Raw genomic sequence first — 12,547 nt, 5'->3', positions numbered from 1 at the left:
AGGCTCGAACCATGAGCCAGTCGGAGCGGGACGTGCTCACCCCTGCCGGCGCCGCCGCCGGCGCGAGCTTTGACGTCCACGGGCTGGTCGGCATCGACGTCGAGCCAGACACGCCGGGCGAGTCCCAGCTGCGCGACATGCTCGCGCCCTTCCTGCGCGGCTCCCGGGCGCCGCTTCGGCTGCACATCAGCGGAGCCGTGTCGGAGGTTCCCGGCCAGTCGCATGCAGAGGACGCCTACCGTTTTACCGGCGATTCGCTGTACCTGCCCGCGGACCGAGTGCAGATCATCGAAACACGCGACGGCTACCGTATCCAGGGCCAGGGGGAACTCCTGACTGCCGTCATCCCCTTGCTGGACCGGCTCTGCGTCCGCGAGGACGCCGCCATGATCCACGCCGCCGTCGTGGACTTCCGGGGCTCCGGCGTCCTGCTGCCGGCCTGGGGCGGGGTGGGCAAAACCAGCACCGTCGCCAAGCTGGTCGCCACCCCCGGAGTCCGGTTTATGGCCGACGACTGGGCCTTCACCGGCGCGGACGGCATGCTCATGGGCTACGCCAAGCCGATGTTCATCAAACCGCACCACCGCGCCATCTATCCCGACCTCTTCCACGGTACCCGGAAGCCCCTGGCGCCGGGCTGGCTCACCAACCCCGTCGCGCGCCTGGCGACGGCCGTGCACCCGGTCATCGTCCGGTACCCGAAGACCGCGGCCTTCACCCGCCGCTGGTCCCCCGAGCACCGGATGGTGCATCCGGACCAGGTGTTCGGGGCCGAACGGATCTCCTCCGCCGCGCCGGCCCGGCTGGCGATCTTCCTCGAACGGTTCGACGGCACCGACGCAAGGCTGGAGGCCCGCAGCCGGGAGTGGATGACGTCCCGCATCATCGGCAACTTCCACTCCGAACTGCCCATGGTGTCCCGCCGGCTGGTCGAAGCACTCGGCGCGACCGGGCTGGTCCCGCTCGAGGACCATTTCGGGCAAAAGGCCGCGGTTGTGCGCCGGGCGCTGGAAGACGTGCCCTGCTCGCTCCTGCGGATCCCGGCCGACTGGTCCGCCGACCGGACCTCGGATTACGTGGCCAACCTGGTCCGCTCGAAATTGGATGAGTGAGGTACGGACCAGTGGGGGACCTTGAAGTGTCGGTGATCATTCCGGCGCGGAATGCCGCGGCCTGGCTGGGCGAATGCCTGGAGTCGGTTCGCGCCCAGCACCCGCGCGAGATCATCGTGGTCGACGGCTGTTCGCTGGACGACACTGTCAGCATTGCCCGGTCCCTCGGGGCCCGCGTCCTCTCCGACGAGGGCCGCGGCCTGCCGGCCGCGCGGATGCTGGGGGTCCAAAACGCGGGCTGCGAGGTCGTCGCCCTGATCGACGCCGACGTTGTGCTTCCGCCGGGCACGTTGAGGCGGCTGCTGCGCGAATTCGACGACGGCGCCTTCGACGGCCTGCAGTTCGGGCTGGCCAGCGAGTCCGACGGCCCGGGCTACTGGGGCGCCGCCCTGGCCTGGCACCACAACCACAGCCGTGTCCGGTCCTGGTTCGGTGTCAGCGCCACGCTGATGCGCCGGGACGTGCTGCTGTCCGTCGGCTTCGATGACAACTTCCGTTCCGGTGAGGACATCGAATTGCGGATCCGGCTCGAGGACGGCGGCTACAAGCTCGGCGTCTCCCCCACGACCGTGGTCCGGCACCGCTTCGCCGACACCTTCGACTGCGCCCGCGACCAATGGCTCCAGGACGGCGCCGGCATGGCCCGGACCATCCGGAAGCATCCGGGCCGGGCGGGCTGGCTGGCCGTCCTGCCGCTGCTGGCTTCCGTGCGCGGCGTCGGCCTGTCCCTGGTCCACGCCCCCCGCTTCCTGCCCTACTGGGCCGGCTTCCTGCTCTACAACTACCGCGCCATGTTCGGCGAGATCCTCCGCCCCCAGTCGCGCCCGCTCTCCGTCGGAGGCAACGCGGCCTGGCTCGCGGCGGCCCGGATCGCCCCCATGGTGACGGGGTTCCTGTTCTGGGCGCTCGCCGCGCTCCTGCTGCCGCCGGAGCAGATCGGGCTCGGGTCGGCCGTGGTGTCCGCCGCCCTCCTCACCGTCCAACTCGGCATGCTCGGCGTCGGGCCGGCCACCCTGACCCTCCTGCCCGGCGAGCCCGACGGCGGCCGCCGGCTGACCGCAACGAGCCTGCTGACCGTCGGGGTTTCCGCGCTACTGGTGGGCGGAGTGCTCGCGGCGGTCACCTATTCGATGGGCACCGGCGTCGGCGAGGCCTGGCGCAACCCGGTTGTCACCATCATCTTCCTGGCGACGGCATTCTTCGCCAGCGCGGCCTACCAGCTGGACCACATCGGCGTGGCCCAGGAGCGGGCCGACCGTGCCCTGGTCCGCAGCCTGCTGCAGAGCCTGGTGCAGCTGGGAGTTCTCGGCCTGGCCTTCGCCGCCGGGATCCGCGACCTCTCCGTCGTGGTGGGCGCCGTGGCGGCGGGGGCCCTGGTCAGCGTTCTCGCGGGGCTGCGGCAGCTGCGCCGGGCACAGCTTGAACCGGACTGGCGGCACGGCCTGCGCCCCCGGTCCGCTCTCGGACTGCTCAGGCCCGGACTTCCCAACCACGCCCTGATGCTGGCGGACCGGGCGCCGGGCTACCTCCTGCCGCTGATCGTCGCCGCCACCCTCGGCCCGGGGTCGACCGCCGCCTGGTACATCGTGTGGATGATGGCCTCTGCGGTCTTCTTCGTCCCGCAGTCGGCCGGGTTTTCACTCCAGACAGCCCTGGCCGGAACGCGGTCCAGACCGGGGCTGGTTTCCTCCGCCATCCGCGCAAGCCTGCTGCTGACCCTCGCGGCCGGGCTGATCCTCCTGCTGTTGGGTCCCTACCTCCTGCAGTTCCTCGGTCCGCACTACGCCTCCGCCTGGGTGCTGTTGCCGGTCCTGGTACCGGCACTGCTGCTCAGCTGCGTGACCCAGGTCTATTACGGCCTGTGCCGCGCCCGCGGGCGCCTGATGGAATCGACATTCGTCGCGGTCCTTACGGCCGCGCTGGTGGTCATCCCGGCCGCCGCCGTTGCCCAGCAATTTGGCCTTACCGGCGTATCCGTGCTCTGGTCCGCCGCCCAGGCGGCCGCGGCGCTCATCGCCGTCTGGCGTCTGATCACTCTGACCCGAGTGAAGCCCGCTGCACCTGACCCGGTCTCTTCAGCGGCATTCAACGAGCCCACTGGAATCGAGAAATCATGACACCCGAACCTTCTACCGCTGTCCCTGCTGCTCCCCAGGCGCATGGGCGCCATGAAGGCCCCAGGGACGAGGCTAAACACCCCGCAAAACACGGCGCCACTCCTCCGTCCGCCGAGCACCGGGTGGAGTCAAGCCCGCTCTGGCAGATCGGCGCGCTGGCGGGGATCGCGGCCCTGGCCCTGGTCCTGGGCATCTGGGGCCTGCGGGAGGTCGACCCGGCCCAGACCGGCGGGGCCGGGCTCATCGCCCTGCTTCCCCCGGTGTACTTCGTGGCCCTGGCCCTCAGCCTGACCGGCTTTGTCGCCTCCTTGAACCTTCGGCAGTATGTCCCGGCGCTGCTTGCCGGCCAGGTACTGGTCACGGTGCTGATCCTGCATGGAGCCGATCCGATCATCCACGGTCTGCCCCGGCTTGAGGCGAGCTACCGGCACCTCGGCATTGCCGACAGCATCACCCAGTCCGGGCAGCTGAACCCGAACCTGGACGCCTATTTCAACTGGCCGGGCTTCTTTGACCTGCTGGGCATGCTCTCCGGCGCAACCGGCGCGAAGGACCTGATGACCATCGCCACCTGGGCACCGGTCGGCATCAACCTTCTGCTGCTCGCCCCGCTGCTGGCCCTGGCCACGCGGCTCACGGCAAACCGGCGGCAGGCCTGGGCCGGCGTCTGGATCTTCTACCTGACCAGCTGGGTCGGACAGGACTACCTGGCGCCCCAGGCCTACGCGTTTATCCTGCTCGTCACACTCTTCGCCTGCCTCCTGAGCACCTTCAGCGGCTGGGCCTGGCCCACCGGCGGGAACCGCTTCACCATGGCGCTCGCCCGGACCGTGGACAAACTGGACAAATCGGTGCCGCAGCGGCGGGGCCTGATCCAGCCCTCCCAGCGGGACTCAGCGATCCTCATGGGGATCTGCGCACTGATCCTGCTCGCCATGACGGCTTCGCACCAGCTCACCCCGTTCGCCGCTGTCCCGGTCCTCGTGGCGTTTATGCTGATCGGGCGGCTGCGCTCGCGGTTCCTGCCGCTGCTGGCCTTGGTCCTGCCGGTGTTTTGGCTCGTTTTTGTCGCCTCTGCCTATTTCCAGGGCCACCAGGACCAGCTCTTCGGCTCCTTCGGCGACATTGGCGCGAACACGCTCGGGGCACTGAACGACAGGATCTCCGGCAGCGGTCCGCACCTCGCCGTGGTCTACACCCGGATCGCGGAGGTCGGGGTGATCTGGATCCTGGCGATCATCGGCGCCGTTATGGGCCACCGGAGGGCCACACCGTGGCTGGCCGCCGCGGTTGGCGCCCTCGCTCCGCTCCTGCTGGTTTCGGTCCAGCCCTACGGCGGCGAACTGTTGCTCCGGCTTTTCCTGTTCAGCCTGCCGTTCGCGGCGTGCCTGGTGGTGCTCCCGCTGATGTGGGACCGGCCGGCCGGACCCGGTCTGGTGCGCGGTGTGGTACTGCTCGTGCTCGGCGCGGCGCTGGCCACAACCACACTCGTCACGCGGTACGGCAATGACAGCATGGAGACCTTCTCACGGGCCGAAATCGCGCTCGTGGACCGGCTCTACGCGACGGCACCTGCCGGCTCCGTGCTGATCGAGGCGATCCGCAACACCCCCTGGAAATACCAGGACTATGCCAGCTATGACTACCGTGCCCTGGCCGCCGTCGAACCCCGGCCCGACGCCGCACCGCTGAGCTGCGACACGGCAAACCAGATCGCCAGGCGAGCCGGAGCGTACCTGATCGTCACGGTATCCCAGCAGCACGCCGCGGAACTGCGCGGCACGACGCCGGCCGGGGATCTTCAGCGCTTTATCGACACCTGCGGCACCAGCCCGGGCTGGCAAAAGGTCAGCGAAAACGCCGGCGGGGTCATCTTCCACATCGAAGGAGCAAAAAATGGCAATTGAACGCACGCACGTGGGCTACGCAACGGCAGCCGTGGCGGTAGCGGCCATACCGCTCTCTTTCGTGGGGCCAGAGTCACTCCGGCTCGCCGTCGTCGGCCTGTTCCTGCTGGCCGGGCCGGGCACGGCGCTGGTCCTCCTCATCCGGTTCGGACCGGCCAGCTCCACGGTGGCCGCCGGCGCGATCCCGCTGGCAACTGCGCTCGCCGTCGCCGTCAGTCTCACCCTCTCCACGCTCGTGGCCACGGCCATGATCTACGCGCGGCTCTGGGCCCCTCCGGCCGGGGTCTGCCTCCTAGCCCTTGTCACCCTCGGCCTGCTGGCCGTGGACTACCGGCGAACCAGGCCCGCCCCGGCGGAGGCGCGATGACCCTTTCTTGGCGTGACGCTGATCGGGCAGTCGAATGAGCTGCCAAAAACCAGCGCCGGCGGTTCGCACCCGTTGGATCAGTTGAAGTAACCGCTCGCACGAAATCCTGAGAGTAGATCAATGAGAAAACTAAAAGCACTCGGCACGATTGCCACTACCGGCCTGCTCGTCACGGGCATGCTCTTCGGTACGGCGCAGGCGAGCTCGGCGGCTACCTGCAGGACCGGCACCCCCGTGCCCTCGAACAGCTTCCCCGGCACCGTCGCCGTCGCCACGAACTTTGAGTCGGGCAGCCTCGCACCGTTCATTCCGACGGTGTCCGGTACCGGCACGGCGGCCGTCACGAGCCCGTTGGCCAAGACAGGGACGTGCTCGGCCAAACTCCACGTCACCACGGACGCCGGTTCGTTGGCAAACCTCTCCACACCGACCCTGGCCGCCGGAACCAAAACCGTCTACGCGGACGGCTGGTTCAACATCACCCAGGCCGGAGTAGCCGGCAACGACGTGCCCTATTTCCGCGTCTTCTCCGGCAGCACCCGGGTGGCCGACGTTTACCGCTACAACAGCAACGGCCAGCTGTGGCTTCGGGTGACCGCCCCGAACGGGACGTTCGTCTACACCAAGCTGATCGCCGGAAGCATCAGCCTCAGCGCCTGGCACCGGGTCCAGATGCGGGTCACCAGCAACAGCACGAAGTCGACCATCCAGGTCTGGTTCGACGGAGTGCTGAAGTACTCCAGCAGCGCGGTCAGCATGGCCGGCAGCGCGCTGAGCAAGGTCCAACTGGGGGCCGAACACAACCGCCAGATGGGCGATTGCTACATCGATGACGTAGTCATCAAGCGCTCCTAGTTGCACGGCGCACGCGGCGGCCGGGAATCCGTTCCCGGCCGCCGCCGCGTGCCGGTCAGGCAGCCTTGGCCGCCTCCACGAAGGCCATGATTTTGGCAAGGTCCTTGACGCCGCGGGACTGTTCGACGCCGGAGGAGACGTCCACTCCCCACGCGCCCGCCGCCGCGGCGGCCGCGGCCACGTTTGCCGGGTCCAGGCCGCCGGCCAGCAGCCACTTCCGGCCCGCCAGCCCCAGCCGGCGGACGGAGGCGTAGTCCCAGGCCTCGCCGGAGCCGGGCACGGCGGCGTCGATGAGCAGCAGGTCCTCTCCCCAGTCGGCAAACGCTTCGGGCGCGTCGGCCATGGTGATGGCCCGGATGACCTTCAGGGCAGCCGCGTGCACGGTCCGGACATCCCCCGGGGCGCGTTCGCCGTGCAACTGCACCCATTCCAGGCCGGCCTCCCGGGCCACCGCGACTGCGTCGGCCGCCTCCTCGTGCCGGAAGACGCCCACGGCGGGCAGCCCGGCCGGCACCCCGGAGAGGAGCTCCCGGGCACGGTCCGGACTGACCTGGCGGGGGCTGGGGGTCAGCACGAAGCCGACGGCATCCGCCCCGGCGTCGACCGCGGCCCGCACCGATTCGGCGGTGCTGAGGCCGCACACTTTGACGAACATCGCGGATCCCTTCGTAACCTTTTGGTCCTTTGACGTTAGCAAGCCCGCCCCCGGCACCGCAGTTGTTACGCTGCCCGGCACCCGCGGGGCTGACGGCTAGGCTGGATCCATGGAGATCATCCGCTACGCCGCGCTCAAGCCCCGTCCCTGGCGCAACGGGGGCGGTGTGACCCGCGAGGTGGCCCGCTTCCCGCAGCCTGCCGCTCAGGGCGCCGGGGACAGCAGCTGGGATTGGCGGGTGAGCATCGCGGAGATGACCAGGGCCGGCGAGTTCTCCGCGTTCCCCGGGATGGACCGCGTCCTGACCGTGGTCGAGGGCGAACTGTTGCTGCTGAGCGTCGACGGCGCCGAGCACCCGCTGGAGCAATACCGGCCGTTCCGGTTCTCCGGCGACGCGGCCGCCGCCGGGGCCCTGCCGACGGGTGACGTCCGCGATTTGAACGTGATCACACGACGCGGGGCGTTCAAGGGCTACACCTCCATCATCGAGCTCTCGAAGAAACGAGCGCACCCCGTGTTCGAGGGCCAGCTGGGCATCCTGCTCCAGGGCCAGGCCGCCGTCACGCCAGGCACCGCGGACGGGGGCGCATCCGAAGCCGGGCCCGAGCCGCTGGACCGCTATGACGCCGTCGTGGGTTCGGACAGCGCCTCCCCCGAGATCCTGGGCCGCGGGTTCCTGGCTGTTGTGTCGATCGATCCCGTGACGGACTAGCCCAGACCGGTTGCTGGCACACCGGACCTGCCGGGAGTTCGCCGGCGGTTCGCCCCTCCGCCCGGGCGTTGCTACGCTGGAATCAAGGCCCTTTCCTGGGCCTCCGGACGACGGATCAGTACCCGGCACGCGACAAGACTGGCCACAGGAGCAGTCATGTCGTGGTTAATTCTCATTCTTTCCGGCTCGCTGGAAGCGGTCTGGGCCGCTGCCCTGCACCGAACGGCGCAGGCCACGGGCCGCCGCCGGATTGCGCCGGCCGCCGTCTTCCTCGTTTCCGTCCTGGCCAGCACCGGCGGCCTCGCCGTCGCCATGCAGTCCATCCCCACCGGAACGGCCTACGCCGTCTGGGTGGGCGTCGGTGTGGTGCTGACCTCCGCCTACGCCATGGCCACCCGCGTGGAACCCGCGACGACGGCGCGGATCCTGCTGCTCGGCGGGATCGTCGCGTGCGTTGCCGGCCTGAAGCTGGTGGCATAACCATGGCAGCGCCGCGTACGCCAACATCGGCCGCCACAGCCCCGGCAGCGACTCTGGCCTGCTCATCCTGCTCGTTTCCGCCGTGCTGGAGGCGGTCTGGGCCACAGCCTTGGGCCTCTCCGACGGCTTCACCCGGGCGCTGCCCACCCTGGTCTTCGCCGTGACCGCCACGCTCAGCATGGTGGGGCTGGGCGTGGCCGTGAAGCGCATCCCGCTGGGCACGGCCTACGCCTGGGTGGGGATCGGCGCGGCCCTGACGGTCGGCTGGGCCATGGCGACCGGCGTCGAGCCCGCCAGCCCGCTGAAACTGCTGTTTATCGCCGGAATCGTCGGCTGCGCGGCCGGCCTGAAGCTGCTGCCGGCCGGGAAATCCGCGGAATCTCCCCACCCTTAAGGCAGTACGACGGCGTGTCCCCCGCAACGCGCCGTCGTCGGGGCCTTGCAGCGGTGAAAAGTGGGGAGAACGTGGCGCCGGAGCCCGGAATAGCCACGCGCCCGCCGGGGTTCTTGGCAGGGACGGCACTATTGACGCAGCGACAGGAGACCAAAGATGACTTCAGCAACAGTCCGGCTCGGCGACGGCCTCAGCGTCAGTCCCTTGGGGTTCGGCGGCATGGCCGTGACTCCGGTGTACGGGGAGGTGGATCCGGCCGAGGCGCTGGCCACCCTGCACCATGCGGTGGACGCGGGCGTCAGCTTTATCGACACCGCGGACATTTACGGCGGCGGCAGCAACGAGGAGTTGATCGCCCAACTCCTCAAAGATCGCCGCGGCGAGGTCCAGCTGGCCACCAAGTTCGGCCTGGTGGGGACGCCGGCCACCGGCTATTCGGACATCCGGGGCGACGCCGCCTACGTGCGGCAGGCCGTGGACCGCAGCCTGAAGCGCCTCGGCACCGACACGATCGACCTGTACTACATGCACCGCCGTGACCTCCGCGTTCCGATTGTGGAAACCGTGGAGGCCATGGCGGGGCTGGTGCAGGCCGGCAAGGTGCGGCACCTGGGTCTGTCCGAGGTGACGGCCGAGGAGCTGCGGGAGGCCAGCAGCGTCCACCCGATCACCGCAGTCCAGAGCGAGTGGTCCATCTGGAGCCGCGACGTGGAACGCAACATCGTGCCTGCCGCGGCCGAACTCGGCGTGGGTTTTGTGCCGTATTCGCCGCTGGGCCGGGGATTCCTCACCGGCACCGTGGACGCCTCGAAGCTGGGCAGCAACGACTTCCGCCGCAACATCCCGCGCTTCGCCGACGACGCCCTGGACGCCAACCAGGCCGTGGTGGCCGCGGTCCGGTCCGTCGCCGCCGAGCTGAGCGGCCCCGGAAAGACAGTGACACCGGCCCAGGTGGCGCTGGCCTGGCTGCTTGCGCAGGGCCGGAAGCTCGGGTTGCCCGTGGTCCCGATCCCCGGCACGCGCAAAGCGGACCGGATCGATGAGAACCTGGGCGCCCTGGCCCTCGTGCTGACCCCGGCGCAACTGGAGAAGCTCGACGCCGCCGCGGACACCGTCGTCGGCTCCCGCTCCGCGGACCCCACTTGGGTGTCCCAGGGCCGTGAATAGCGAATCTGTAGACTGCAGCCCATGGACTCGCTCATACACAAGCTTCGTAACATCACCATCCGCCGGATTTCGGTCGGCGAGATGGACAACAACGTGTACCTGCTCACGGCCAAGGCCTCCGGCGCACAGCTGCTGATCGATGCGGCGGATGACCTGGCCGCGATCCAAGGGCTCCTCGCCGACGCCGCAGCGGATACCGGCGCGACGCCGAAACTGGCGCTGATCGCCACCACGCACCAGCACTGGGACCACGTCCGCGCGCTCCCCGGCCTCGTTGAAGCGACCGGCGCAAAGACAGCCGCGGGGACGGATGACGCCGCCGAGCTACCGGTGAAGGTTGATGTCTTGCTCGATCACGGCGACGTCGGCAACTTCGACGGTTTCGACGTGACGGCGGTTCACCTGCGCGGCCACACCCCGGGCTCGGTGGCCTTCGTGTACCAGGACCCGGAGGGCCCGGCGCACATCTTCTCCGGCGACTCGCTGTTCCCTGGAGGCGTGGGCAACACGCAAAAGGATCCCGTGAGGTTTGCCCAGCTGCTCAGCGATGTCAGCGAGCGGCTTTTTGACGTGTACCCGGACGACACCGTGGTGCACCCGGGCCACGGCAAGCCCACCACCCTCGGCGCGGAACGCCCGCATCTGGAAGAGTGGCGCGCCCGCGGCTGGTAGCTTGACGCTGCGCTTTCAGACCGGCGCTACGCTTTCGGACGGACGCTGCGGGAATCCCCGTAGCGTCCGTCCATTTGTGTAGCGGAAAACCGAAACCTTAGCGGCTGCGGCGTTCGTTCGACGCCGGAGCCGACGCGCGGCGGGGGCCGCCGCTGCGGGCCGGACGGCCTTCGCCGGAGCGGCCGTTGCCGCCGCCTGCGTAGGACCCGCCGGAGGTTCCGCCGGTGTTGGAGGACCAAACGGGTGCTGAACCGCCGGACTTGGCGCCGGCAGCTGCGCGCTGGCCGGTTGCGGGGCGTCCGCCGCGCTGCCCGCCGGCTGCGCCGCCGGTGCGCGGTGCGCCACCGGTGCGGGGAGCTCCACCCGTGCGGGGTGCGCCGCCCCGGGGAGCGGAACCGCCGCGGGAGTCGCTACGGACCTCGGCAGCGCGTCCGTCCGAACCACGGCCGGCCGAAGCGCGGCCGCCGGCTGCGGGCACATCGTTGTGGTGCGCGTAGGCAGTGGTGCGGCCACGGCCCCGTGCGTTACGGCGTTCGGCGCGCTCGGCGTCGGCCCGGTCCTGGTTCTTTTCCGCGACGCGCTCGGCGGCGTTGCGGGCAGCGGCCTGGCCTTCGTAGGCCACGGCGCGCCGCTCGGCGCGGGGAAGGTCCGTGCGCGGTGCCTCAGCGGCGACCCGGCCCCGGCCACCTCGTCCGCCCCGGCCACCCGCGGTGGGTGCAGCCTGGCGGCGGGCGCGCTTGCGCTCGGCGTTGGCACCGGTGGAGGTGCCGCCGCCCTGCTGCTTGGCCTTGGTGGCCAGCAGCGCGGCGCGGGTGCGCGGATCGATCCTTTCGGCCATTTCGCCCACGAGCTCCGCGACCAGCGGGGAGTTGGCGGTAACGCGCTCGAAGTTGACCTCGACGCCGGCGGCCTTCATCAGCTTCTTGACGTCGGACTGCTGCTCCGGCAGGGTCAGCGTGACCACGGTGCCGTCGGAACCGGCGCGGGCGGTGCGGCCCGAGCGGTGCAGGTACGCCTTGTGCTCCGTGGGCGGATCCACGTGGATGACCAGCTCGACGTCGTCGACGTGGACGCCGCGGGCCGCGACGTCGGTGGCCACCAGGACGCGAACGTCGCCGGAGGAGAACTCGGCGAGGTTGCGGTCACGGGCGTTCTGCGAGAGGTTGCCGTGCAGGTCGACGGCGGGGATGCCGGCGTCGGTCAGGGTCTTGGCCAGCTTCCGGGCGTGGTGCTTGGTGCGCATAAAGAGCACCCGGCGGCCGGCGCCGGAGGCGAGCTCGACGATCAGCTGCTTCTTGACGGTCTGGTCGTTGACCACCAGGACGTGGTGCTCCATGGTGGTCACCGCGGCCTGCGGGTCGTCCACGGAGTGGGTCAGCGGGTTGGACAGGTAGCGCTGGACGATCTTGTCCACACCGTTGTCCAGGGTGGCTGAGAACAGCAGGCGCTGGCCCTGGGTGGGAGTCATGTCCATCAGCTTCTTGACCACCGGGAGGAAGCCGAGGTCAGCCATGTGGTCTGCCTCGTCCAGGACGGTGATCTCGACGGCCTCGAGGGTCAGGATCCGCTGGCGGATCAGGTCCTCCAGGCGGCCGGGGCAGGCGATGACAATGTCAACGCCGGCGCGCAGCGCCTTTTCCTGGCGGGCCTGGGAGATGCCGCCGTAGATCACAGTGGTGGTGAGGCCGGCGGCCTTGGCCAGCGGCTCGATGGTGGCGTTGATCTGGGTGGCCAGCTCGCGGGTGGGGGCCAGGACCAGGCCCATGGGGCGGCCGGGCTTGCGGAAGTGGGCGGCCTCGCGCTCAGCGAGCCGGGCTACCAGCGGGATGGCGAACGCAATGGTCTTGCCGGAGCCGGTGCGGCCACGGCCCAGGACGTCACGTCCGGCCAAGGTGTCCGGGAGGGTCTTGACCTGGATGGGGAACGGTTCAACGATCCCCTGGGCGGTGAGGGTGTCGGCGAGGGCCTTGGGCGTGCCGAGGGCAGCAAAAGTAGTCATGTGTTTCAAAGGTCTTTCAGGCGGTATCCATGCGGATATCGGCCCCCGGCTCCGGTTGGACCAGGGGTTCGCCGAAGAAAAGTCAGGTGATCAACCGGGCTATCCGCAGC

The 12,547-nt window shown here is 69.8% G+C and carries 12 protein-coding genes and 1 riboswitch; of the genes, 10 read left to right on the top strand and 2 right to left on the bottom strand.

Going from position 1 to position 12,547, the window contains the following annotated elements; all coding sequences use genetic code 11:
* The first annotated feature begins 11 nt into the window (after nucleotides 1-11).
* The 5 genes from AC6I9V_RS09925 (at nucleotide 12) to AC6I9V_RS09905 (ending at nucleotide 6,358) form a co-directional block, all read left to right on the top strand.
* Nucleotides 12-1,112 carry a hypothetical protein gene (locus tag AC6I9V_RS09925; protein WP_497899289.1) on the top strand — a complete coding sequence of 367 codons (1,101 nt, stop codon included), beginning with the start codon at nucleotides 12-14 and terminating at the stop codon, nucleotides 1,110-1,112.
* Nucleotides 1,109-3,229 (top strand): glycosyltransferase, encoded by a 2,121-nt coding sequence (locus AC6I9V_RS09920; RefSeq protein WP_497899288.1) that lies wholly within the window; start codon nucleotides 1,109-1,111, stop codon nucleotides 3,227-3,229. The genes AC6I9V_RS09925 and AC6I9V_RS09920 overlap by 4 nt, the downstream gene beginning before the upstream one ends.
* 122 nt (nucleotides 3,230-3,351) lie before the next feature.
* Nucleotides 3,352-5,136 carry a hypothetical protein gene (locus AC6I9V_RS09915; protein WP_497899287.1) on the top strand — a complete coding sequence of 595 codons (1,785 nt, stop codon included), beginning with the start codon at nucleotides 3,352-3,354 and terminating at the stop codon, nucleotides 5,134-5,136.
* Nucleotides 5,126-5,503 (top strand): hypothetical protein, encoded by a 378-nt coding sequence (locus tag AC6I9V_RS09910; RefSeq protein WP_349413427.1) that lies wholly within the window; start codon nucleotides 5,126-5,128, stop codon nucleotides 5,501-5,503. The genes AC6I9V_RS09915 and AC6I9V_RS09910 overlap by 11 nt, the downstream gene beginning before the upstream one ends.
* 120 nt (nucleotides 5,504-5,623) lie before the next feature.
* The gene (locus tag AC6I9V_RS09905; RefSeq protein ID WP_497899286.1) at nucleotides 5,624-6,358 is read left to right on the top strand and encodes a hypothetical protein; all 735 of its coding nucleotides are present in this window, start codon (nucleotides 5,624-5,626) and stop codon (nucleotides 6,356-6,358) included.
* A gap of 55 nt (nucleotides 6,359-6,413) precedes the next feature.
* Here the strand turns inward: AC6I9V_RS09905 and AC6I9V_RS09900 are convergent, their stop codons facing one another.
* Nucleotides 6,414-7,013 carry a phosphoribosylanthranilate isomerase gene (locus AC6I9V_RS09900; protein ID WP_497899285.1) on the bottom strand — a complete coding sequence of 200 codons (600 nt, stop codon included), beginning with the start codon at nucleotides 7,011-7,013 and terminating at the stop codon, nucleotides 6,414-6,416.
* Nucleotides 7,014-7,122: 109 nt separating this feature from the next.
* Between AC6I9V_RS09900 and AC6I9V_RS09895 the strand changes: the two genes are divergently transcribed.
* From AC6I9V_RS09895 to AC6I9V_RS09875, 5 genes are all read left to right on the top strand, one after another.
* Complete coding sequence (locus tag AC6I9V_RS09895; protein ID WP_497899284.1) at nucleotides 7,123-7,725, top strand: HutD/Ves family protein; 603 nt, start codon at nucleotides 7,123-7,125, stop codon at nucleotides 7,723-7,725.
* Nucleotides 7,726-7,807: 82 nt separating this feature from the next.
* A riboswitch (guanidine-III (ykkC-III) riboswitch) is annotated at nucleotides 7,808-7,872 on the top strand.
* A 9-nt stretch (nucleotides 7,873-7,881) separates the two neighbouring features.
* The gene (locus tag AC6I9V_RS09890) at nucleotides 7,882-8,205 is read left to right on the top strand and encodes a DMT family transporter (RefSeq protein ID WP_497899283.1); all 324 of its coding nucleotides are present in this window, start codon (nucleotides 7,882-7,884) and stop codon (nucleotides 8,203-8,205) included.
* 25 nt (nucleotides 8,206-8,230) lie between these two features.
* Entirely contained in the window at nucleotides 8,231-8,599 is a 369-nt protein-coding gene (locus tag AC6I9V_RS09885) for a DMT family transporter (protein WP_497900297.1), read from the top strand.
* 156 nt (nucleotides 8,600-8,755) lie between these two features.
* Nucleotides 8,756-9,766, top strand: coding sequence for an aldo/keto reductase (locus AC6I9V_RS09880; protein ID WP_497899282.1), 1,011 nt, complete (start codon nucleotides 8,756-8,758; stop codon nucleotides 9,764-9,766).
* A gap of 21 nt (nucleotides 9,767-9,787) precedes the next feature.
* The gene (locus AC6I9V_RS09875; RefSeq protein WP_497899281.1) at nucleotides 9,788-10,438 is read left to right on the top strand and encodes an MBL fold metallo-hydrolase; all 651 of its coding nucleotides are present in this window, start codon (nucleotides 9,788-9,790) and stop codon (nucleotides 10,436-10,438) included.
* A 97-nt stretch (nucleotides 10,439-10,535) separates the two neighbouring features.
* Here AC6I9V_RS09875 and AC6I9V_RS09870 read toward each other — a convergent pair whose 3' ends face one another.
* On the bottom strand, nucleotides 10,536-12,437 hold the full coding sequence (locus AC6I9V_RS09870) for a DEAD/DEAH box helicase (protein ID WP_497899280.1): 1,902 nt from the start codon (nucleotides 12,435-12,437) through the stop codon (nucleotides 10,536-10,538).
* Nucleotides 12,438-12,547: the final 110 nt, after the last annotated feature.

It is taken from the genome of Arthrobacter sp. SlRoot2-15 (assembly GCF_059739345.1).
The sequence above is the reverse complement of the archived record's forward strand: the minus strand, read 5'-3'. Positions and strand labels throughout refer to the sequence as shown.